The following is a 22,417-nucleotide window of genomic DNA, read 5'->3' as shown; positions in this document are numbered from 1 at the left end:
GCCAGGCTCGATGGGGCGACGCCGGCCGGCGGGCCCATCGCGGACCCGCCAGCTCGCCGTCAGAAGGCGATCAGGTCGAACGTTCCCGGGGGCCGGTCGCGTGCCGGTTCACGTCCCGGTGCTGGTGCCGAAAGCGGCGTCCGTGGTTGCCGTGGAGGCTGGTCCGGCCGGTTCGGCGGCGACGACACCAGCGGCGAGCGGGACAGCGAGCGCGATTCGTAGCGGCGTCGTCATCGTCATCGACACGATCTCCTCTGGATCGTCGTGCGGATGTCTCACACCCCGGGGAGAGCCCCGGTCTGCCCACGTCCGCCGAAACGGGGGCGATGTGAGATGGCGCGGATCGTTGTCACGCGCCGGGTTCCGGCGAGATGAACATCGACCTGCATCGTTGACTTGCAGTTAACATCGGCCATCTTCGAGGGTCAATCCCGCGGAGGGAGGATTGAAACACCGCCGGACTGCGGTGACCGCCCGGTCAGGTCGTGGACCGGCCGTCACCGTCCGGGTTCGCGGAGGGCCGCGGGTAGCCGAGTTCGTACGAGATCTGGTTGGCGGTCTCCAGAAGGAGCGGAACGTTGCTCTTCAGCTGGTCGAGGCTTGCGATGACCTCGATCGCCGTGATCGAGGCGGCGGCGATGACCTGACCGCGCGAATCCCTGATCGGCGCGGCCACGCACATCACGTAGGCGTCGTGCTCGCCGTTGTCCACGGCCCAGCCGCGTTCGTGGATGCGGGCGAGTTCAGCTTCGAGGGCGTCGTGGTCGGTGAATGTGGTCGCGGTGAATCTCTCGAAGACGACGTGGGAGAGGAGACGGTCGCGTTCCTCCCGAGGTAGGTAGGCCAGGATCGTCTTTCCCACCGCGCTCGCATAGATGGACACCGCGCGCCCGATCCGCGAGGGCAGCTTGACGGCGTCGAACGCCGGACTGTCCACCTTGTCGATGTAGATGATCTCGTCGCCGGTCAGCTGTGCCAGGTGCACGGTGTGGCCGGTGTCGCGTTGCAGCGCCCGGAGGTGCGCGGCGGCGGGCTGGCGCAGGTCCATCGAGCCCAGTGCGAGTTCGGACAACTCGATGAGTCCACTGCCGAGCACGTAGGTGCCCGCCCCGGTCCGGCGGACGAAGCGCGCCGATTCCAGTGTCTGCAGGATCCGCAGGGCCGTGGACTTGTGGACGCCGAGCACGTCCGCAGCCTCGGTAAGGGACAGCGGGTGCTCGGCCGACCGACGGATGAGGTCGATCGCGCGGCGAATCGATTGCGCCAAGGCTCTGTCTCCCCTCGGGGCGGCGGTACGGCACCGTCGCTGCCGTTGCACAATATGCAATGAAGTTGGCGTCATGCGCAACCGCCTCTTGACACCGTTGCACATGTCGCTACGATCGTTGCAATTTAATTCCCTCGATGCCAACTCGTGCCACTGGAGTAGCGATGGGTAAGCAGCGCGCGCACGCCGGCGGGATCGCGGAGAGCGGCTCATGACGGTCCCACGGCCCCGCGCAGGCGCCGCCGGCGCGGACTGGGTCGGGTCCGCCGCCGAGGCGTTGCCGGACGATGCGGACGCTGTTCTGATCGGCCGGATCTGGGACCCGTCCGTCGACGGCCCCACGCCCGTGGCCGTCCGCAACGGCGAGGTCATCGACCTCAGCCACCGGTTCCCGACCGTACGGGACATCTGCGAGCTGCCCGACCCCGCCGCGACCGTGGCTGGGCTCGACGGGGCGCGGGTGGGCGACTTCGGGGAGATCCTGGCCAACACGGCGGCCGCGACCCGGGACCCTGGCCGGCCCTGGCTGCTCGCCCCGGTGGACCTCCAGGCGCTCAAGGCCGCGGGCGTGACCTTCCCCATCTCGATGATCGAACGCGTCATCGAGGAGCGGGCACGGGGAGACCTGGCGCTCGCGGCGGACATCCGGCAACGGATGTTCGCCGACATCGGTGTCGACCTGCACAACCTGGAGGCGGGCTCGGCCGAGGCGGACCGGCTCAAGAGCCTGCTGGTCGCCGAGGGCATGTGGAGCCAGTACCTGGAGGTGGGGATCGGCCCGGACGCCGAGATCTTCACCAAGGGGCAGATCCTCTCCGCCGTCGGCACCGGCGTTCCGGTCGGCGTGCTCGCCGCGTCGACCTGGAACAACCCGGAACCCGAGATCACCCTCATCGTCCAGTCCAGCGGCCGGATCGTCGGCGCCACCCTCGGCAACGACGTGAACCTGCGCGACATCGAGGGCCGCTCGGCGCTCCTGCTTCCGCTGGCGAAGGACAACAACGCCTCCTGCGCGCTCGGCCCCCTGATCCGGCTCTTCGACGACCGGTTCGGGATGGAGCGGGTACGCGAACTCGAGGTGCGCCTGGAGGTCCACGGTGGGGACGGCTTCCTGCTGGAGGCGGTCTCGGAGATGACCCGGATGTCGCGCGCCCCGGAGGAGTTGGTGCGGCAGTTGATCGGCCCGCACCACCACTATCCCGATGGGGCCGCCCTGATGCTCGGCACCATGTTCGCGCCCATCCAGGACCGGGACCGCCCCGGTGAGGGCTTCACCCACAAGGTCGACGACGTGGTACGGATCAGCTGTCCGGCACTCGGCACCCTGGTCAACCGGGTGCGGCACGCCCAGGAGTGCGAACCCTGGCACTTCGGCGTCCGCGATCTCATGGGCAATCTGGTAAGGAGAGGACTGCTGTGAACGTGGTCATCACGGTCGATCCGCGCGACGGCAAGCGTCGCGCGACGGATCTCACCGAGACCGACGAGTCTCGGCTGGAGACGATCGCCGGTCAGACGTCCCGGGCGACGCGGTGGTTGGCCGACCTCGGGAGGCGTGGCCGGGCCGAGCTGCTGGACGCGATCGCCGCGTCCCTCCAGGCCCACCGGGTGGATCTGGTCGCGGCCGCCGAGGCGGAGACCGGGCTGAGCCACGCGCGCCTCGACGGGGAACTCACCCGGGCCGCGGTCCAGTTCCGGATGTTCGGCGATGTGCTGCGCGACGGGGCGTACGTCGAGGCGGCCATCGACCACGCCGCCGACACACCGCTCGGACGCGGCCCGGACGTGCGGCGGATGCTCGTACCCCTCGGGCCGGTCGCCGTCTTCGGCGCCAGCAACTTCCCGTTCGCCTTCTCGGTCGCCGGCGGTGACACGGCCGCCGCGCTGGCCGCCGGCTGCCCCGCGGTCCTGAAGGCCCACCCGTCGCACCCGTTGACGTCGCACGCCTCCGCCGCCGCGATCTCCTCGGCCGTCCGCGAGCTGGGCGGGCCCGAGGGTGTCATCGCGACCGTGTACGGGGAGCAGGCGGGCCGCTCGCTGGTGCGTCACCCCGCGATCCGCGCGGCCGCCCTGACCGGCTCGGTCAACGCCGCCCGCGCCATCCAGGCGGCCATCGACGAACGGCCCGACCCCATTCCCCTGTACGCCGAACTGAGCAGCGTGAACCCGATCGTCGTCCTGCCCGCCGCGGCCGCCGACCGGGGTGACCAGATCGCCGAGGGTCTGTTCGCCTCCTTCACCGCCTCGGGCGGTCAACTGTGCACCAAGCCCGGCCTGGCGTTCATCCCGGCGGACCGGGGTGGTGACCAGCTGGTCGACGTCCTGCGGGAGAAGGTCGCCAACTCGGGCGACACGGTCCTGCTCAACGAGCGCATCCGGGACGCGTACGAGAGTCGGGCCACGGAGTTCGAGCGGGCCGGTGCTCGGGTCTCGGCACGGGCCCAGGTCGACCCCGGCGCGGGCTTCACCGCCGCGCCGAGGCTCCTGGAGGTGGATCTGCCGGGGCTGACCGCCGAGATCGCCGACGAGTGCTTCGGTCCGCTCATGGTCGTGGTCCGGTATCACGACGCTGCCGAACTCGACGCCGCGCTGGACGCCGTACCCCCGTCGCTGACTGGCTCCGTCCACCGTGGCTCGGGTGACGACGTCGACGTCGTACGCCGGCTGGTCGACGCGCTCGCCGCCCGCGCGGGTCGCATCGTCTTCGACGGCTATCCCACCGGCGTCCGGGTGTCGTGGGCCCAGCACCACGGTGGACCCTGGCCGTCGACGAACGCCGTGCACACGTCGGTGGGCGCCACCTCGATCCGACGCTTCCTGCGCCCGCTGGCGTGGCAGGACGCCCCGGACTGGGTCCTTCCCGAGGAGTTGCGCGACGAGTGCACCGCCATTCCCCGGCGAGTCGACGGGAGGTTGGTGCCAGCGGCCGATTAACGGCGTCTGCCGGTCTCCTTCGGGTGCCTTTGTGGGTCACCCGCGGCCGGCACGCGAATTCCTTGACGGCGCGGGGGAGGTGCGGACGTTCATTTAGATCGCTGTTCCCCTGATGCGCCCCGCGGTGGTCACTGTGCTGCTCCGGTCGGCCGTGGCGTCCTGGAACACCTACTTCCTGCCCCTGGCCATGCTCTCGGACAACCGGCTCTTCCCGGTGACCGTCGGCCTCGGCCTCTGGCAGGGGATCTTCAGTCTGCAACGACACTGGCGCGGCGGACTGTCCGTCGGCGGCCTCCGGTAAGCCGCCCTTCCCACCAGCTATCCGGGCGGATGAACAGAAAGGTGTGCTGATGTCGACGACGAATCGATCGCTGCGCAGCGGGCAGTGGTTCGGCGCGGAAGGCCGTAACGGGTTCATCCATCGGTCCTGGATGCGCAACCAGGGTTTCGCGGACGACGTCTTCGACGGCCGCCCGGTGATCGGCATCGCCACCACCTGGTCGGAGCTGACGCCCTGCAACGCTCACCTGCGCGACCTGGCCGAATCGGTGAAGCGGGGCGTGTGGGAGAGCGGCGGTCTGCCGCTGGAGTTCCCGGCGATGAGCCTGGGTGAGCCGCTCATGCGACCCACCACCATGCTCTACCGCAACCTGCTGGCGATGGAGTTGGAGGAGTCGGTCCGCGCCAACCCGCTCGACGGGGTGGTCCTGCTCTCCGGCTGCGACAAGACCACTCCCGGCCTGCTGATGGGGGCGGCGAGCGTCGACCTGCCGACGCTGATGATGACCGGCGGCCCGATGCTCAACGGCAAGTTCCGCGGCCAGGACATCGGCTCGGGCACCGTCGTCTGGCGCTTCACCGAGGAGATGCGGGCCGGCCGGATGACCGCGGCCGACTGCGCCGAGGCGGAGGTCGGCATGTCCCGCAGCCGGGGCCACTGTATGACGATGGGCACCGCCTCCACGATGGCGTGCGTGACCGAGGCGCTGGGCGTACAACTGCCGGGGGCCGCCGCCGTGCCGGCGGTCGACTCCCGGCGGTACGCGCTCGCGCAGGCCGCCGGGCGCCGGATCGTCGCCATGGTCGGCGAGGACCAGCGGCTGTCCTCGGTGCTCACCCGGGAGGCGTTCGAGAACGCGATCCGGGTCAACGCCGCGATCGGTGGCTCCACGAACGCCGTCGTGCACCTGCTCGCGATCGCCGGACGCCTCGGCGTGCCCCTGTCGTTGGAGGACTTCGACACCCTCACCGCCGACGTGCCCCTGCTCGTCAACCTCATGCCGTCCGGGGCGTACCTGATGGAGGACTTCGCCTACGCGGGCGGTCTTCCGGTGGTGATGAAGGAGCTCGCCCCGCTGCTGCACACGGACCACATCACCGTCAGTGGCAGGAGCGTGGCGGAGAACGTCGACGGCGCCCAGTGCTGGAACCGGGACGTCATCGCCACGCTGGAGGAGCCGTTCCAGCCCGCCGGCTCGGGCACCGTCGTGCTGCGCGGGTCGCTGGCGCCGTCCGGGGCGGTGCTGAAGGTCTCCGCCGCCTCCCCCCACCTCCTCACGCACACCGGCCCGGCGCTCGTCTTCGACCGGATCGAGGAGTACGTCGTCGCCGCCGACGACCCGGACCTCGATGTCACAGCCGACACGGTGATCGTCGTCCGCAATGCCGGACCACGCGGCTACCCCGGCTTCCCGGAGGTGGGCAACGTGCCCATGCCCCGCCGGTTGCTCGCCGACGGCATCACGGACATGGTGCGGATCTCGGACGCCCGCATGAGCGGCACCGGCTACGGCACGTGCGTCCTGCACGTGGCGCCGGAGGCGTCCGTGGGCGGACCTCTCGCGCTGGTGCGCACCGGCGACCTGGTCCGCGTCGACGTCACCACGCGCCGCCTGGACCTCCTGGTCGACGACGCGGAACTCGCCGAGCGCCGTTCCGCCTGGGAACCACCACAACCGGTGGCCGACCGAGGTTGGACGCGGCTGTACAGCGAGCATGTTCTCCAGGCCGACAGCGGCGCGGACCTCGACTTCCTCGTCGGTGGCAGTGGCAGCGGAGTGCCCCGTCACTCACACTGACGGCCCCGGAACGTACGAGGAAGCGACTCATGGAAGAACGGACGGCCCGCCAGTGCGAGTTCACGCGGAAAAAGCGGTGACCGCCGCCCATCGGCTACCGGTGATGGCGGACGTCGCCCGCCTGGCGGGCGTGTCGCACCAGACGGTGTCCCGGGTCATCAACGGGGCGCCCGCCATCAGGCGCGAGACGCGGGAGCGGGTTCTCGAGGCCATCCGACGGCTCGACTACCGCCCCAACACCGCCGCCCGCGCGCTGGTGCGCGGACGCTCCGGGATGATCGGCATCATCGGCACGGCCAGGACGCTGTTCGGTCCGACGAGCATCCACCGCAGCGTCGAGGATGCCGCCCGAGCTGCCGGCTACTTCGCCACCTCGGTGAGCCTTTCGGAGGTGACGGTACGGGCGCTCAGCGACGCCACCGAACACCTCATGCGCGTCGGCGTGGAGGGCGTCGTGATGATCGCCGGCAACGACGAGGCTCTCGAAGTGGTGCGGATGACCCGATCCGGCGTGCCCTTCGTGGTGGTGGAGGGCGATCTGTCCCGGGCCAGCGTCACCGTCGGCGTCGACCAGGTGCTCGGCGCCCGGATGGCGACCGACCACCTGCTCGGCCTCGGGCACACCGAGATCGTGCATGTGTCCGGTCCGCTCAACTGGGCGGAGGCCCGCGCCCGCCGCGACGGCTGGCGTGCGGCGATGAGTGCGGCGGGCCTACGCCCGCCCGAGCCGGTCAAGGGTGACTGGATGGCCCACAGCGGCTACGTCGCCGGGCTGCGGATCTGCGAGATGCCCGGGACCACAGCGGTCTTCGCCGCCAACGACCAGATGGCCATCGGTGTGCTGCGCGCGCTGCACGAGCGTGGACGGCGAGTGCCACAGGACATCTCCGTCGTCGGATTCGACGACGTCCCCGAGGCGGCGTACCTGATTCCGCCGTTGACCACGATCCAGCAGGACTTCGGCGCGGTCGGTCAACGGGCCATCACGGCCGTCACCCAGGCCATCGACGACACGGCGCCGCAGCCCCTGCCGTTGGTCGTCCCGACGCTCGTGGTGCGTGAGAGCACGGCGCCGCCGACTGGTACGTGAGCCGCGGACGCCGCATGGCCGGGGCGGGCCCGGCGTGACGCCGAGCCCGCCCGGTGCGGGGTTACGCCAGGGCGGCGAGCCGGAACTGCTGGTTGGTCTGTCCGTGGCAGTCGTAGAGCTGGAGCTGGGCGCCGTTGGCGGTGCTCCAGACGTCGAGGCAGCGTCCGGACTGGACGTTGCTGATGGTGCCGTTGGAGTTGATGTTCCACTGCTGGTTGGTCTGGCTGTGGCAGGTGTAGATCTGCACGGCCGCGCCGTTGCCGGTGCCCGCCGCGTCGAGGCACATGCTGCCGTACACCTGGAGTTGTTTGCCCGACGTGTAGGTCCAGGACTGGTTGGTCTGCCGGTTGCAGTCGTAGAGCTGCACCCGGGTGCCGTTGGTGCGGGAGGCGTTCGGTACGTCGACGCACCGACCGGACTGCGCGCCGATGATCTGGCTGGCCGAGCCCGGCGGCGGAGTGGTGGGCGGAGTGGTGGGGGTCGGTGTCGGGGTGCTCGTCGGGGTGGTGGTCGGCGTCGGGCTGGTCGGCGTCGACGGCAGCAGCGGGCAGGTGCTGCGGTAGGTGACCACGCCGCTGGAGTCCAGCAGCGGGCAGAGGAACTGGCTGTACCGGGCGTCGTTGTCGAGGAACATCTTGACGAACGGCAGCATGGTCCGGACCATCACCGGGTTCGACCGTCCGACCATGAACCCATGGTCCGCGCCGGCGACCTCCACGTAGACACTCTCCGTCGTGCTCGGGAGGCTGTTGTAGAGGCCGGTGGCGTAGGACGGGGTGACCACCGTGTCCGCCTGCCCAGCGAAGATCATGGTAGGCACCCGGTCGTTGGCCAGGTTCGACGACGGCGAGTAGGGCGCGATGCCGACCACGGCCTTCAACGACGGGCGCCGGCTGGCCGCGCTCAGCGCGCCACCGCCGCCCATGGAGTGACCGGCGACCGCCAACCGGTTGGGGTCGACCCGGTCGCGTACCGGGCTCTGCTGCGTCAGGTAGTCCAGCGCGGCGAGCAACTGGGTGCCGCGGGCCGTGTCGAAGTCGTTGCGGCTGTTGGTCTCGATGCCGATCACGACGAAGCCGTGGGAGGCCAGCCACGGTCCCATCCAGGCCAGCTCGGCGGAGAACAACGCGGTGTAACCCGGCGAGATCGCGATGGCCCCGAAGGTGCCCTGGCTCGTGTCGGTCGGGTAGTAGATCCGGCCGCCGTTGAAGCCGTACCCGGTCGGGACGCTGACCGAGGTGTTGGCGAAGGGGCCGTTCACGGCGGTGACGCTGGCCGCCGTGGGGTCCGGGCCCCGCTGGTACGGGTTGTCGGCGGCCGACGCCGACCCGGTCGCCACAGTCATGGTGAACAACCCGACCGCGGCGGCGATCCCGGCCGCGGCGAGCTTGAGCAGCCGTCCGCGAGACCGGAAGGACACTCGGTCGGCATGGGTGTCGCCCGAGGGCGGGGGGTGGTCTGCGGGTCCTCGCACTGTCGGTACCTCCTGGTGGTGGATGAGTGCGGGGCGGGCGGGTTCGGTCGGGGGCCGAACCTGCCCGCCCCGGCGCTGTCCGATCGTCAGCGTTGCAGCGTCAGCAGACCCGGCCGGTACGGCAGCAGACCGTAGTCGCCGCCGGAGCTGAGATTGGGCAGCAGCGACACGACCAGAGCCGCAACTATCGCGGCTGTTCCGGAAGTAGTGGGTGTTCGGAATCGGGTACGCCCGGCGGGACGGTTCCGGGAAATCCTGCTGATTTTCTGGGGGTGGGCCTGACGGTCGCGTGCGGCGCCTCCAGAGCTGAGTGGATCATGTTAACGTTCACAGCGATCGATGGTTCTCAGGCTCGCAGAATGTTCCAGGATTCTCAACCGGTAGTTTCGGGCCTGTTACGGATCAGCCGAGCAGCGGCCGTCTCCTACCGCGACCGCACAGCGACGCGCCGCTCGGGACCTGACCCGAGCGGCGCGTCTTCGACTGGCTGAACGTTCCCGAGGCGGGGACTGGAAGCCCCCTTACGCGGGTGGCCGCGCGGTCGACCCCCGGACCCGCAGCGATGGGCTGATGACGATCCGGTGGGTGGGGCGGTCGGGGTCGGCGAGCCGGTCGGCGACGAGACGCACGGCAGCCCGTCCGATCGAGCGTCGCGGCGGTCGGACCGCGGTCAGCGGCGGGCTGAAGAGCCCGGCGACCTCGTCGTCGTACGCCACGATGGAGAGGTCGCCGGGAACGGACAGGTGCCGCTCCTCGCAGTGTTGCACCAGCGCGATCGCCTCGGCGTCGGCGTGCACCAGCAGGGCCGTCGTCCCGGTCGCCTGGCACCGGTCGAGCACGTTGTCGAGCACCGTGTCCCGCTCCGGTGACCGTGTGTCGGGTACCACGGCCACCACTGTCGCGTTCGAGTCGAGGTCGCACTCGGTCGTGGCGTCGAGCCAGCCACGCCGCACGTGCTGACTGGTGGGGCTGTTGGCGTCGAGTACCAGGCCGACCTTGCGGTGTCCGAGCGAGGTGAGGTGGCGTACGGCCATGGCGGCACCGAGCGCATGGTCGGTGACCACCGACTCCATGACAGCGTGATGGCTGCCTACCGTGGCGGTGCGTTCCAGCAGGACGACCGGGACGCCGACCTGGTCGAGCCACTCGATGGTGCGCTCGGCGGTCGGCGCGTCCATGCTCGGCGCGATGATCAGCGCGTCCACGTCCATCCGCCCCACCAGGCGTGCCAGTTGCGGCTGGTCGTCCTCGGTGTCGTACGAGGAGCCGCGCAGTACCACACGCATGTCCAGCTCGCGGGCGGCGCCCTCGACACCGCGCGCCACGTCCGGCCAGTAGTAGTCCAATGAGGGCACGAGCATGCCGACCGCGCGCCCGACGAGCGGGTTCAGGCCAGCGTCGGGCGGCTCCTCGGCTGCCGGGACGTCGTCCGGCAGGATCAGAGCGACTCCACCGTGGACCCGGCGAACCAACCCTTCGGCGGCGAGCTCCGCGATGTCGCGCCGGATGGTGACCGGCGCGGCGCCCAGCACGTGCGACAGGTCGGAGATGCGCATCGAGCCGTCGCGTTGCAGGGCTGCCAACAGTTGCTGGCGGCGGGCGACCTGAAGCGGCGCGCGGGAAGTCTCCGCCGTGGCGACGACAGGACTGTCCTTGGTCATGGGGACCTCCGAGGAACGCTTCGTGCGGCGAAAGGTATCGCGCCGTGACGACGAGCTTGCCGACCGGGTTGAACGCGGCTGCGCGCGACGGCTATGGCCCTCGGGCCGACCGAGCAGCTGTGAGCGATTCTGATCGTATCAGATCAGTTGTGGCGTTGCTGGCGTCGCTGAGTCCGCTGTGCGGCGGGGGTCGACCGGGTCACGGGCCGGAGGTCCGGTCTTCGACCGGATGATTAGGGGGTGTGTGACCGTTTTGTGGGCAGGCATCGGTAGCTCCGGCCGCCGTCGATCCCGGTGACGGCGTGTGTCCTTTTGATCGTATGTGTTCGTCTGGTTTGAGAACAGCATTGACTTGCTCTGATGTGAGCGTTTTACTTCGGAAACACTGCGGATGCCGGAGCGTCACATTCCGGGCAACGCGCCGCTCGCCACATTCCATGGAGACGGATCGATGCGACAGGATCTGGGATGACGTCCAGGACGGCCGGCCGGTCAACGCCGGGGACGGCCTCGGATGCCGCGACCTGGAGCCGGGACGACTGGCTGGCCCTCGCCGACCGGATGCTCGCCGCGGTCCGGCCGTTCGCGTCGCCCGGTCACGCTCTCGTCAGTCTTCCCGGGCGAAAGGGCGGTTACGGGCGGGCCGTCGACGGCCTCGAGGGTTTCGCCCGCACTTTCCTCCTGGCCGGCTTCCGCATCGCGGGGGCCAGGGGAGTGGGCATGGACGAGCTCGTCGACCGGTACGCGGCCGGCATCGCCGCCGGCACCGATCCGAGCTCCCCCGACCGCTGGGTGCGCTTGGACGAACACCCCCAGGCGAAGGTGGAAGCCGCCTCCATCGCGCTGGTCCTGGACATGACCCGCCCGTGGATCTGGGACCGGATGCCGTCCGCGGTGCACGAGCGGGTAGTCGACTACCTGCGCCCGGCGGTCGGCGACGACACGTATCCACAGATCAACTGGGTGTGGTTCCGGCTGGTCGTACAGACGTTCCTGCGTTCGGTGGGTGGGCCGTACTCGATCGACGAGATGGCCGCGGACCTGAGCACGCACGACGGCTTCGCCCGCGGGGACGGCTGGATGTCCGACGGGCCGCACCGCGCGTACGACCACTATGTGGGCTGGGCCCTGCACCTGTATCCGACGCTGTGGGCCCGAATGGCCGGCGCCGCGGACCTGGCCGAGCAGCGCCGCGATCGGGACCTGGCCAGCCTCGACCGCTTCCTGGGCGACGCGGTCACGCTCGTGGGCGCCGACGGGTCACCGTTGATCCAGGGGCGAAGCCTGATCTACCGCTTCGCCGCGGCGGCGCCGTTCTGGGTCGGCGCGATCGCCGGCGTGCCCTCGGTCAGCCTCGGCCAGTTGCGTCGCGCGGCCACCCGCATCGTGCGCCACTTCGTCGCCAACGGGGCCCTGGACGAACGAGGTCTGCTCACCCTCGGCTGGCACCGGTCGTGGCCGCGACTGGCGCAGTCGTACTCCGGACCGGGCTCGCCCTACTGGGCCAGCAAGGGCCTGCTCGGCATCGCGCTACCCGCCGAACATCCGGTGTGGACGGCCTCCGAGGAGCCGCTGCCAGTCGAGGAGCGGGACGCGGTGCGGGCGGTGCACGCGCCAGGCTGGCTGGTTTCCGGCACCCGTGCCGACGGCATCGTCCGGGTCATCAATCACGGCACCGACCACGCCGTAGAGGGCGCCACCGTCTCAGATTCCCCGCTCTACGCGCGACTGGGCTACTCCACCGCCACCAGCCCCGTCCTCGACGACAGCGGCTGGGCCAGCCCGCTCGACCAGTCCGTCACTCTCGTCGACCACGCGGGCCAGGTCACCCACCGCGCCGGCATGCGCCTGCTGACCGTGCACGTCGACACCGACGGCGTGGGCGTGGCCGGGTCACGTGCCCTCGCCCACTGGGTCGACCCGGATCCGGGTCAGCGCGATCACGGCGGCGGCCGCGTGGGCCGGTCCCGACCGGCCGGGCACCTCACTGTGTATTCGCTGGTCCGTGGCCCCTGGGAACTACGTCTGACCCGCGTCGACGACCTCGCCGACGGCGTCGAAGCGGCTGCGCTGCGGCTGCGGATCGGCGGCTGGGCCATTGCCGGGGATGCGACGGCAACCGTTGGCGAACGGGCGGTGGCCCTGACCGGGGCCGGCCTGACCAGCAGGCTCGACAGCGTTCGCGGGGACGGAACGGCCGGTGCCACCGCCCTTGCGCACGGCGGGCCCCTGGCCGGCGGGCTGGTAGTGCCCTGGCTGGACCACCCCGTCCGGCCGGGCGACTGGGTCGCCGCCTTCATCGAGCTGTCCGCGGTGCCGGCAGCCACGGTGGGGCAGGTAGGCCAGGCCGTGGCCGACGAGGACGGCCGCGGTCTCCACCTGGCGGTCGACTGGCCCGACGGGATCGGCACGTCGACCCGTCTGGACACCGAGCATGCCAGGCCCACCCAGGCGTCCTGGTAGCAGTGCGGGCCCGTCCGGGCCCCTTGACCTAAGGAGAGAGGGATGAAGCGTGCGATACCGGCCGTCATCAGCGCTGCGACGGCCCTGACGCTTGTTCTCGCCGGTTGCGGCGGCGGAGACGAGCCAGTCGACCCCAATGCCCCGGTGACGATCACCCTAGCTGGCTGGAGTCTGTCGTCCACGCCCGAGTTCAAGACGCTCGCCGACGGCTTCAAGGCGACCCACCCGAACGTGACGGTGGAGCTCAAGGAGTACGCCCCAGGCAACGACTACGACACCCAGATGATCACGGACCTGGCCGCCGGCACCGCCCCGGACGTCTACGTGATGAAGAACCTCAAGAACTTCTACACGTACCAGAGCGGTGGACAGCTGCTCGATGTCTCCGACGTCACCGCCGGTCTCGACTCGGTGCCGGCGCTCTCGTCGTACCAGGTGGACGGCAAGGCGTACGCGGTGCCGTACCGGCAGGACTCGTGGGTGCTGTTCTACAACAAGGACCTGTTCGCAAAGGCGAAGGTGGCGCCGCCGGACGGCAGCTGGACCTGGGACGACTACACCGACGCGGCGAAGCGGCTGCACACCGGGCTGAAGGGGGCCGGCTCGAACGCGACCGGCGCGTACCAGCACACCTTCCAGTCGACAGTGCAGGGATTCGCGCTCGCCCAGACCCCCAACGCGGACCTGCTCTCCGGGGACTTCGGCTACCTGAAGCCGTACTACGAGCGGTCACTGGACCTGCAGGCGGCCGGCGCGCAGCCGACCTTCGGCACCGCGAAGACCAACAAACTCACCTACCAGGCGCAGTTCGGCAAGCAGCAGTCGGCGATGCTGCTGATGGGCACCTGGTACGTGGCCACGCTGCTCAACCAGCGACAGAGCGGTGACGCCGACACGTTCCAGTGGGGGATTGCTCCGGCGCCGCAGTTCGACAAGTCCACCACCGGCACCTCCGCCACGCCTGTCACCTTCGGTGACCCGACCGGCCTGGGGATCAACCCGAAGATCAGCAAGTCCAAGACCGCCGCGACCAAGGCCTTCCTCCAGTACGCGGCCGGCCCGGATGCCGGCAAGGCGCTGGCCGCGATCGGCATCACCCCGGCCCAGGTCACCGACGCGGTCACCGCGACGCTGTTCGGGCTGGACGGCGTACCGCGGGACGACCTGTCGAAGTTCGCCTACACCACGCACACCATCAAGCCGGAGAACCCGGTGTCGAAGCACACCGCCGGCCTGCAGAACCTCCTCAACGAGACGCACTCGGCGATCCTCTCCGACAGCAAGGGCGTCGACGCGGAGCTGAGCAAGGCGCAGACCCGTGCCAAGAACGAGGTCCTCAACCAGTGAGCTGTTGGCGGGTCCGGCGCGCCTCCGTCGCACGCCGGTCCCGCCACCATGCCGAACGCTTCCGGAGACTCCCTATGGCAACATTGCCGCGCACGAGACCCAGGAACCGGTGGCTGGTGTCGCGCAACACTGTCGCCGGCTGGTCGTTCATCCTGCCCAACTTCGTCGGCTTCGCCGTGCTCACCCTGCTCCCCGTCGTCGTGCTGTTCTACGTGGCCTTCACCAACTGGAACGTCTTCGGGGTGGCCGAGTGGACCGGCACCGCCAACTTCCGGCGAATGTGGGGCGACGCGAGCTTCTGGACCGCTTTGCGCAACACCGTCTACTACACGGTCTTCCACATCCCGCTGACCCTCGCGGCGGCACTCGGGCTGGCGCTGCTGCTCAACCGCAAACTGCGCGGCGTACGGTTCTTCCGCACCGTCGCCTTCTTTCCCTACATCACCTCGATCGTGGCGATCGCGATCGTCTGGAACCAGCTGTTCAGCCCGGAGTACGGCCCGATCAACGCCCTCCTCGGTGTCGTCGGGGTGGACAATGCGCCGGGCTGGACCACGTCGTCGACCTGGTCGATGCCTGCGGTCATCATCGTCGGCACCTGGCGGTACATGGGTTACTACATGCTGCTGTTCCTGGCCGGCCTGCAGACCATCCCGGCCCAGCTCTACGAAGCGGCCGAGACCGACGGCGCCTCACCGTGGCAGCGGTTCGTGCACGTGACCCTCCCCGGGTTACGACACACCACCTTCTTCGTCACAGTGCTGCTCACCATCGAAAGTTTCAAGGTCTTCGACCTCATCCTCGTGATGACCGGCGGCGGGCCGGGCCAGTCGACACTGGTGCTCTCGCAGTACATCTACCAGAAGGGCTTCGAGGAGAACCAGTTCGGCTACGCCTCGGCGGTCTCCATCGTCCTGTTCACCATCTGCTTCAGCATCACGGTCATCCAGTTCATGGTCAACAAGCGGAGGAACAGCTGATGACCGCGACCGACCTCTCCCTGCCCACCCCGGCCGTCGCCGCGCCCCGCAACCGCAGCGCGCCCGGCCGACCGGTCCGGTCCCGGGGCTGGCGGCTCGTCGGGTACGCCACCCTCGTGCTCGCGGCGGCCGCGCTGCTGCTGCCGTTCTACTGGATGGTGGTGGCGTCGTTGAAAACCAACAGCGACGTCTTCACCATCCCGATCACCTGGCTCCCTGATCCCGTGGTGTGGCGAAACTACCTCGACATCTGGCAGCGCTCGGACATGACGACCTGGTTGGGAAACACGCTGCTGCTGTCGGTGGTCGTCAGCCTCCTCCAGGTGGTGACCGGCAGTTTCGCCGCCTACGGCTTCGCCCGGGTCCGCTTTCCCGGCCGCAACGCGCTCTTCCTGGCGTACGTCGGGACGATCGCGGTGCCCTGGCAGTCGTACATGATTCCGCAGTTCATCCTCATGTCGAAGTTGCAGTTGTCGAACACGCTGTGGTCGATCGTCGCGCTACAGGCGTTCGGCGCGTTCGGCGTGTTCCTGATGAAGCAGTTCTACGAGACGATCCCCGAGGAGCTGAGCGAGTCGGCGCGGGTGGACGGGCTCAGCGAGTTCGGCATCTACCGACGGATCATGCTGCCGCTGTCCCGACCGGCGCTGGCCAGCCTGGCCCTGCTGACGTTCGTGACCACCTGGAACGACTACCTCGGCCCGCTCATCTACCTGCGCAGTCCGGAGCTGCGCACCATCCAGTTGGGTCTCAACACCTTCATCTCCCAGTACAACGCCGAGTACGCACTGATCATGACGGGCTCCGTGCTGTCGGTGCTGCCCGTCGCTGTCATCTTCCTGCTCGGCCAGCGCTACTTCATCGAGGGCATCGCCACGACCGGACTGAAGGGTTGAGGCCCATGCGTTCGCGCCACAACACCATCGCCGCCGTCTTCGACGGGATCTACGTCGCGCTCGTCAGCAACCTGCTGCTGGTGCTCGGTTGCCTGCCACTGGTGACGCTCGCGTTCACCACCGAGGCGGCGCGCTCCTGGCCGCTGTACGCGCTGACCGCCCCGCTCTGCGCGCCCGGGCTCTGTGCGGTCTTCGCGGTCATGTCCGCCTATTCGGCCGGCGACACCGGCGGCGTGCTGCGCACCTATGGCCGCGCCTGGCGAGCCACCGCCCGGCCGGCGATGCTCTGGACGGCGGCAGCCGTGGCTGCCCTGGTCGTGCTCGCCGTCGACGCCCGCGCCGCGTGGGGCCACCGGGTCGGGGCACTCGCCCTGCCGGTGCTGGCGACCCTGATCGTCCTCACCGTCGCTACCACGTTGCTGGGGTTGGTGACCGTCGCCGAGCGACCCACCGCGCGGTTGCGTGAGGTGGCCCGCGCCTGCGTGTATCTGGCGGTGCGCCGGTGGTACCTCACCGCCGTGTCTCTCCTCGTCCTCGTGCTGCTCGCACAGATCCTGGCGGCCCGTCCCGCGATCGCGCTCGGCCTCGCCGCCGCGCCACTGCTCTACGTCGTATGGGCCAACAGCCGCTTCACCCTGCGCGCCGCCCTCGACCCACCGGCGACCGCACCGCAGAGCACCTGAGCACCGCGTTCCGGCCACCGAGCCGGGACGCCGACAACGCACCTGCCCGGCACCGGACCGTACCCACGAGGGAGAACAGCATCCATGACGGCGACCGACGTCCGTCCCAGCTCCGACGCAGAAGCCACGGCGGCCGCGGTGGCCGCCGCGATACGCACGGTCGACGCGAACATCGTCACCTTCGGCGACCGGTACCCCGCGGACACCACCGCCGCCAACCGCTACCCGCTCCGGCCAGCGAGCGGAGGCCAGCCCGAGGGCGCCAACGTCGGCTGGACCACCAGCTTCTGGCCCGGGATGCTCTGGCTGGCACATGATCTGACCGGTGCGGAGCGCCACCGGCGGGCCGCGCTCTCCCACGTGGACAGTTTCGCGGCCCGGATGACCCGCGGCATCGACCTGGACACCCACGACCTCGGGTTCCTCTACACCCTCGCCTGCGTCACCGCGGCCCGCCGTACCGGCGACGCGCGGGCCCGAGGCGCCGCTCTCGCCGCCGCCGACCACCTGATGACGCGCGTCCTCGAACCCGCCGGAATCATCCAGGCCTGGGGCGACCTGAACGACCCCCGCCAACGTGGCCGCACGATCATCGACAGCCTCATGAACACGCCGCTGCTCTTCTGGGCCAGCCAGACCACCGGCGACGACCGCTACGCCGCCGCGGCCCGCCGGCACACCGCTCAGCTTCGCCAGCACATCCTGCGTCCGGACGGCACCACCTTCCACACCTTCTACTGGGACCCGGACAGCGGTGCGCCGCTACGCGGGGAGACTGAACAGGGCCACTCCGACCACTCCTGCTGGGCGCGTGGGCAGGCATGGGGCATCTACGGGTTCAGCCTCAACCACCGGCACGTCGGCGACCCGGCGCTGCTTGCCGCCGCGAGGACCTGCGCCGACCGATTCCTCGCCCACCTGCCCGAGGACCACGTCGCGTACTGGGATCTGGAGTTCGGCGACGGCAGCGGCCAGGAGCGGGACAGCTCGGCCGCGGCCATCGCCGCCTGCGGCCTGGTCGAACTGGCAGACGGCCTTACCGACACGGCCAGCGCCGACCGGTACCGGACAGCCGCCGCGGAGATCCTGCGCTCGCTCATCGTCCACTACTCCACCGGTGGCCATCCGGTCTCGAACGCGCTGATCCTGCACGGCGTCTACGACAAACCCAAGGGCATCGGCGTCGACGAGGGAACGCTGTGGGGCGACTACTTCTATCTGGAAGCCCTCACCCGCGCCACGATCCCTGGCTGGGCCAGCCCCTGGTGACCACCGCGATCGACCCGCACCGTCCGCATCCTCCGAAAGGTGACCATGGACTACCGCTACCACTGCGCGATTCCCGCCGTCGACGGCCGGAACACGCTGCCCTTCAATCCCTGCCGTCTGCTGGACTTCACCCTGCTGCGGCTGTCGGCCGGCGAGTCCTGGACCGGCGAGTCCGGTGACCGGGAGATCCTGGCCGTCATCCTCGGTGGCACGGCCAGCTTCACCGTCGCCGGCCGCCACTTCCCGCAGGTCGGCCAGCGACCGGACGTTTTCTCCGGCAAGCCGCACTCGGTCTACATCCCGGCCGGCTCCTCGGTGACCGTCGAGGCGGTCACCGCCGTGGAGATCGCCCTCCCCAGCGCCCCCAGCGAGCTGACCACCGACCCCTATGTCATCGCACCGGAGCAGGTCGTGACAGGCCGCTGGGGAGCGGCCAACTTCGGCCGTACCTACCACCAGATCCTCACCGAAGTCTCGCAACCGGACCTGCCCGCCCGCCGGCTCATCGTCGGCGAGACCTACACGCCCTCGGGTAACTGGAGCACCTACCCGCCACACCGGCACAAGGTCGACGACCTGCCCGCCGAGGCTGCGCACGAGGAGATGTACTACTACCGCGTCAACCCGGCGGACGGGTTCGGCATCAGCCGGGTCTACACCGACGACGGGTACGAGGAGAACGTCACCATCCGCGAGCATGTGATGCAGATGATGCCCGAGGGGTACCACACAGTGGTCAGCGCGCCCGGCTACACCACCTATTTCCTGTGGTTCCTGGCCGGCACACAACGCACCCAGGGCGCCCGCGAGGACGCCGCGCTCGCCTGGGTGGGTCAGACCGTACCGACCCTGCGCAGTGTGGGCCTGTAGCGATGGCTGCCCCACTCGGCCACCCGGACAGCCGGACGGCCACGCGCCGCCCGGGAAAGGACCCGAGCGGCGCGTCTCCGACAGGCTCAGCGTTGCCTGAGGCGGCACTAGGCGCGCGTGCTCCACTGCTGGTTGGCGCCCCCGTGGCAGGCCCAGAGGTGCAGTTGCGTCCCATTGGCGGTGCCGGAACTGACGGCGTCGAGGCAGAGCCCCGACTGGGCTCCGGTGATGGTGCCGTTGGCGTTCAGGTTCCACTGCTGGTTGGGTTGGCCGTTGCAGTCCCAGATGATGACCGCGGTGCCGTTGCTGCTTCCCGCTCCGCTGGCGTCGAGGCACTTGTTGCCGTAGACGGTCAGGGTGCGGCTCGCGGTGTGGGTCCAGCGCTGGTTGGTGCGACCGTGACAGTCCCACAGTTGCGCGCGGGTTCCGTTGGTGGTGCTGGAGTTGGGGATGTCGATGCACCGGCCGGACTGGCTACCCGCGATCAGCACGTTCTGCTGGCCGGGCGGTGGGCTCGACGGCGGGGGCGTGGTGGGCGGGGGAGTGGTGGGCGGCACGGTCGAGCCGAACTGGGTGAAGAACCTCCACACCTCCTGCTTGACCCAGCTCCGCGCGCCGCTCTCACAGCCGGCACAGCCGTCCACCGGACCTTGCTGGTGGCCGCCGTCGAACGCGGCCCAGACCACCGGATATCCGGCCGGACACGAGTAGGCGGTGGTGATGTGGGTCCGGCTACCCGGCGCCGGCTCGGGCGGGTTCTGCGCGGCGCAACCGTTGTTCCGGACGAACCTGTCGCGCAGCGCCCGTCCGTTCGGGATGTTGTCGTTGACGCCGTGGATCCCCAGGTACGCCACTGGCTGGGTGCCGCCGCTGCAGCCGCTGATCGCCCCGGGCGCCGCGATCGCCGCGACCGCACGGAACACGGTGGGCCGGGAACACGCCAACGAGTAGCTCATCGCGCCGCCGTAGCTGAATCCCACCGAGAAGAGTTGCGTCGTGTCGACACAGAGGGCGTTCTCGATGACGCGGACCATGTCGTCGGTGAAGGTCACATCCTCACCGTTGGAATTGCCCCAGCCGTTGTTGATGCCCTGCGGGGCAACGAAGATCGTGGTGTTGTTCGACTGGGAGAGCATGCCGTAGTAGGCCCACGCCGCTCCGTCGGTGCCGCCCGACGCCACCTGATCGGCGGTGCCACCCAGCCAGTGGAACCCGAACGCCAGTCGGTGGGCATAGGTGTTGTTGTAGCTGTCGGGCAGCCGAAGGATGAAGCTGCGGCTCTTTCCGCTGCTCTGGATCGTGTGGGTGCCGCTGTTCAGTCCGGGCGCCTTGCCGCAGCCGGCGGTGGTGGCGGCGGCCGCCGATCCGCCAGCCACGATGATGTACGCCCCGACGGCGACGAGAACCAGGACAGCCATGGCGGCCCCGATCCAGGGGCCGGAGAGTTTGCGAAGTGGCACAGCTGCGCCTCCTTGTGGTGGACGAACTTCCATTGGTGGTGTGGGCGTGGGGCGTCACCGGTCGGCGAGGAACCCGCGCGGCGGCCCTTCGTAGACCGTCGAGGGCCGTGCCGACGCCGCGGCGGCCGGTTCTGGTCGCCGAACCGACGGCCGGCGGTGAGCCACGCAACACATAGACTAGCATAATGATGTGACGTATGACGTCCGCGATCGATGCGGCGTCGGCCCGCCGGGTGGATCCACCCCTCGGGGCGCTCTGTTCGGTCAAGTCGAACGAGCATCTTCGATGCCTTGACACTCCAGTTGCGATCGCTAACACTTGTCCGCAACACGTACTTAATGATCTGGACACATGGCGTCTGCCTCGCCGGCGACACCGGCACGGCACGCTACCCACCGCTCCCCACCGCGCGGCCCTGGGTCGCGTCCCCTCGGAGCTGTTAACGCTCACATGTAGGTCGGCTCGGGGTGTTGTCGCCCGCCCCTCCGCGAAGGAGAAGGACCCATGTCGAGAGTCCTCGCCCGGCTCTACGCGGTGTCGCTCGCCGCGTGCCTGCTCTTCACCACCTGGTCGGTGGCGACGCCGAAGGCAGCGGTCGCGCTCGACCCGGCCGTCGGTTACCTGATGGCGCACTTCACCGGCGAGTCCTCGACCGGTCAACAGATCTACCTCGCCCACAGCGCCGACGGCCTGCGTTGGACGGACCTCAACAACGGCGGGCTCGTGCTGCGATCCACAGTCGGCACCCGCGGCGTCCGCGACCCCGCTCTGGTTCGCTCGCCCGCCGGTGACCGGTACTGGATCATCGCCACGGACCTGTGCATCGGCTGCGGCCAGGACTGGTCGACAGCGGTCAACAACGGCAGCCGCAACCTCGTCGTGTGGGAGTCCACCGACCTGGTCACCTGGTCCGCGCCGTGGCTGCTGAACGTCGCCGGCCCCATCGCGGACGGACGCAACGCCTGGGCTCCGGAGGCGATCTGGAACCCGGCCACCGGCGACTACGTCCTCTACTGGGCGACGAACGTCCCGCTCAACGGGGTGACCAAGCACCGCATCTACTACGCGCGCACGGCGGACTTCCGCAGCATCACCACGCCGCAGGTCTACCTCAGCCGGTCTGGCAGCCAGGAGATCATCGACACCCAGATCGTCGAGGTGCCGGCCGGTGCGGGCGCCTACCGTTACGTCCGGGCCTCCCGCGACGGCCAGATCACCCTCGAAGGCAGCAACTCCATCCTCGGCACCTGGACGACCCTCGGGAACCTGTCGGGCATCGGGCTGACGGGCTCCCAGGTCGAGGGCCCGATGTGGATGCGGTTCAACGCCCGTAACGAGTGGGTTCTCTACCTCGACCAGTACGCCAGCGGGCGCGGCTACCTGCCCGTCCTGACCACCAATCCGTCGAGCCCGGCCAGCTTCCGGCTGCCGGCGTCCGGCTCGTACGACATGGGCGGCACCAGGAAACGGCACGGTTCGATCCTCAACCTGACCGCCGCCGAGCAGAACCGCGTGCTCGCCCGCTGGCCCACCACGGCAGTCAACCGGATCCAGTCGTACAACCTCCAGGACCGGTTCGTGCGGCACTACGACTACGACGTCCGCATCGACCCGAACGTCAGCCCCGCGCAGGACGGTCAGTGGCGGCTGGTGCCCGGCTTGGCCGGCTCCGGCACGGTCTCCATCCAGTCGGTCAACTATCCGGGCTACTACCTGCGCCACTACGGGTTCGACTTCCGGCTGGAAGCCAACGACGGCACCGCCACCTTCGCCGCCGACGCCACCTTCCGGCAGGTCGCCGGCGTCGCCAACTCCTCGTGGACGTCCTTCCAGGCATACAGCCACCCGGACCGCTACATCCGGCACTACAACTACCTGCTCCGGCTCGACCCGCTCTCCGATGCGCAGAGCCGTGCCGACGCCACCTTCCGCGTGACCACCTGA

Annotated in this window: 17 protein-coding genes; 13 read left to right on the top strand and 4 right to left on the bottom strand. The window is 69.6% G+C overall.

The features are described 5' to 3' along the window. Window positions 1-478: 478 nt before the first annotated feature. Window positions 479-1,372 carry an IclR family transcriptional regulator gene (locus ABZU53_RS16365; RefSeq protein ID WP_355066572.1) on the bottom strand — a complete coding sequence of 298 codons (894 nt, stop codon included), beginning with the start codon at window positions 1,370-1,372 and terminating at the stop codon, window positions 479-481. A 106-nt stretch (window positions 1,373-1,478) separates the two neighbouring features. Here ABZU53_RS16365 and ABZU53_RS16360 point away from each other — a divergent pair, with 106 nt between their 5' ends. The 5 genes from ABZU53_RS16360 to ABZU53_RS16340 all read left to right on the top strand — a co-directional run bounded on the left by ABZU53_RS16360 (window position 1,479) and on the right by ABZU53_RS16340 (window position 7,369). Continuing rightward, complete coding sequence (locus ABZU53_RS16360) at window positions 1,479-2,687, top strand: fumarylacetoacetate hydrolase family protein (protein WP_354857700.1); 1,209 nt, start codon at window positions 1,479-1,481, stop codon at window positions 2,685-2,687. Next, window positions 2,684-4,201 (top strand): aldehyde dehydrogenase family protein, encoded by a 1,518-nt coding sequence (locus tag ABZU53_RS16355; protein ID WP_355066571.1) that lies wholly within the window; start codon window positions 2,684-2,686, stop codon window positions 4,199-4,201. Before ABZU53_RS16360 ends, ABZU53_RS16355 begins: the two co-directional genes overlap by 4 nt. A 133-nt stretch (window positions 4,202-4,334) precedes the next feature. After that, the gene (locus ABZU53_RS16350) at window positions 4,335-4,502 is read left to right on the top strand and encodes a hypothetical protein (protein ID WP_354857696.1); all 168 of its coding nucleotides are present in this window, start codon (window positions 4,335-4,337) and stop codon (window positions 4,500-4,502) included. 49 nt (window positions 4,503-4,551) lie between these two features. After that, window positions 4,552-6,279, top strand: coding sequence for an IlvD/Edd family dehydratase (locus ABZU53_RS16345; RefSeq protein WP_354857693.1), 1,728 nt, complete (start codon window positions 4,552-4,554; stop codon window positions 6,277-6,279). A 76-nt stretch (window positions 6,280-6,355) separates the two neighbouring features. Then, entirely contained in the window at window positions 6,356-7,369 is a 1,014-nt protein-coding gene (locus ABZU53_RS16340) for a LacI family DNA-binding transcriptional regulator (protein WP_355066570.1), read from the top strand. A gap of 61 nt (window positions 7,370-7,430) precedes the next feature. Here the strand turns inward: ABZU53_RS16340 and ABZU53_RS16335 are convergent, their stop codons facing one another. After that, window positions 7,431-8,843, bottom strand: a complete 1,413-nt coding sequence (locus ABZU53_RS16335; RefSeq protein WP_355066569.1) for a ricin-type beta-trefoil lectin domain protein — start codon at window positions 8,841-8,843, stop codon at window positions 7,431-7,433. A gap of 521 nt (window positions 8,844-9,364) precedes the next feature. Next, window positions 9,365-10,504 (bottom strand): substrate-binding domain-containing protein, encoded by a 1,140-nt coding sequence (locus ABZU53_RS16330; RefSeq protein WP_354862152.1) that lies wholly within the window; start codon window positions 10,502-10,504, stop codon window positions 9,365-9,367. A gap of 468 nt (window positions 10,505-10,972) precedes the next feature. Between ABZU53_RS16330 and ABZU53_RS16325 the strand changes: the two genes are divergently transcribed. The 7 genes from ABZU53_RS16325 to iolB all read left to right on the top strand — a co-directional run bounded on the left by ABZU53_RS16325 (window position 10,973) and on the right by iolB (window position 19,012). Beyond that, window positions 10,973-12,967, top strand: a complete 1,995-nt coding sequence (locus tag ABZU53_RS16325) for a DUF2264 domain-containing protein (RefSeq protein WP_355066568.1) — start codon at window positions 10,973-10,975, stop codon at window positions 12,965-12,967. A 42-nt stretch (window positions 12,968-13,009) separates the two neighbouring features. Further along, a complete protein-coding gene (locus ABZU53_RS16320) occupies window positions 13,010-14,314 on the top strand; it encodes an extracellular solute-binding protein (protein ID WP_355066567.1) in 1,305 nt (434 codons plus the stop codon). Between the two features lie 116 nt (window positions 14,315-14,430). After that, window positions 14,431-15,294: a sugar ABC transporter permease gene (locus ABZU53_RS16315; protein ID WP_355066566.1), complete on the top strand. Its 864-nt coding sequence runs from the start codon at window positions 14,431-14,433 to the stop codon at window positions 15,292-15,294. Next, entirely contained in the window at window positions 15,294-16,190 is an 897-nt protein-coding gene (locus ABZU53_RS16310) for a carbohydrate ABC transporter permease (protein ID WP_355066565.1), read from the top strand. The genes ABZU53_RS16315 and ABZU53_RS16310 overlap by 1 nt, the downstream gene beginning before the upstream one ends. A gap of 5 nt (window positions 16,191-16,195) precedes the next feature. Next, window positions 16,196-16,873: a hypothetical protein gene (locus tag ABZU53_RS16305; RefSeq protein ID WP_354862144.1), complete on the top strand. Its 678-nt coding sequence runs from the start codon at window positions 16,196-16,198 to the stop codon at window positions 16,871-16,873. 84 nt (window positions 16,874-16,957) lie between these two features. Beyond that, a complete protein-coding gene (locus tag ABZU53_RS16300; protein WP_354862142.1) occupies window positions 16,958-18,142 on the top strand; it encodes a glycoside hydrolase family 88 protein in 1,185 nt (394 codons plus the stop codon). A 45-nt stretch (window positions 18,143-18,187) separates the two neighbouring features. Further along, on the top strand, window positions 18,188-19,012 hold the full coding sequence (gene iolB / locus ABZU53_RS16295) for a 5-deoxy-glucuronate isomerase (protein ID WP_355066604.1): 825 nt from the start codon (window positions 18,188-18,190) through the stop codon (window positions 19,010-19,012). A gap of 107 nt (window positions 19,013-19,119) precedes the next feature. Here iolB and ABZU53_RS16290 read toward each other — a convergent pair whose 3' ends face one another. Beyond that, the gene (locus ABZU53_RS16290) at window positions 19,120-20,472 is read right to left on the bottom strand and encodes a ricin-type beta-trefoil lectin domain protein (RefSeq protein WP_355066564.1); all 1,353 of its coding nucleotides are present in this window, start codon (window positions 20,470-20,472) and stop codon (window positions 19,120-19,122) included. Window positions 20,473-20,977: 505 nt separating this feature from the next. On the opposite strand from ABZU53_RS16290, the gene ABZU53_RS16285 reads away from it, so the two are divergent. Beyond that, window positions 20,978-22,417, top strand: a complete 1,440-nt coding sequence (locus tag ABZU53_RS16285; protein WP_355066563.1) for a glycoside hydrolase family 43 protein — start codon at window positions 20,978-20,980, stop codon at window positions 22,415-22,417.

The organism is Micromonospora sp. NPDC005194 (genome assembly GCF_040608335.1).
Taxonomy (GTDB): Bacteria; Actinomycetota; Actinomycetes; order Mycobacteriales; family Micromonosporaceae; genus Micromonospora.
This window is presented reverse-complemented; position numbering and strand designations above follow the sequence as displayed.

Coding starts and splice junctions, on each gene's coding strand:
- ABZU53_RS16365 (WP_355066572.1), bottom strand. CDS start 1,372: ATGTGCAACGGTGTCAAGAGGCGGTTGCGCATGACGCCAACTTCATTG.
- ABZU53_RS16360 (WP_354857700.1), top strand. CDS start 1,479: ATGACGGTCCCACGGCCCCGCGCAGGCGCCGCCGGCGCGGACTGGGTC.
- ABZU53_RS16345 (WP_354857693.1), top strand. CDS start 4,552: ATGTCGACGACGAATCGATCGCTGCGCAGCGGGCAGTGGTTCGGCGCG.
- ABZU53_RS16330 (WP_354862152.1), bottom strand. CDS start 10,504: ATGACCAAGGACAGTCCTGTCGTCGCCACGGCGGAGACTTCCCGCGCG.
- ABZU53_RS16325 (WP_355066568.1), top strand. CDS start 10,973: ATGACGTCCAGGACGGCCGGCCGGTCAACGCCGGGGACGGCCTCGGAT.
- ABZU53_RS16320 (WP_355066567.1), top strand. CDS start 13,010: ATGAAGCGTGCGATACCGGCCGTCATCAGCGCTGCGACGGCCCTGACG.
- ABZU53_RS16310 (WP_355066565.1), top strand. CDS start 15,294: ATGACCGCGACCGACCTCTCCCTGCCCACCCCGGCCGTCGCCGCGCCC.
- ABZU53_RS16305 (WP_354862144.1), top strand. CDS start 16,196: ATGCGTTCGCGCCACAACACCATCGCCGCCGTCTTCGACGGGATCTAC.
- ABZU53_RS16300 (WP_354862142.1), top strand. CDS start 16,958: ATGACGGCGACCGACGTCCGTCCCAGCTCCGACGCAGAAGCCACGGCG.
- iolB (WP_355066604.1), top strand. CDS start 18,188: ATGGACTACCGCTACCACTGCGCGATTCCCGCCGTCGACGGCCGGAAC.
- ABZU53_RS16285 (WP_355066563.1), top strand. CDS start 20,978: ATGTCGAGAGTCCTCGCCCGGCTCTACGCGGTGTCGCTCGCCGCGTGC.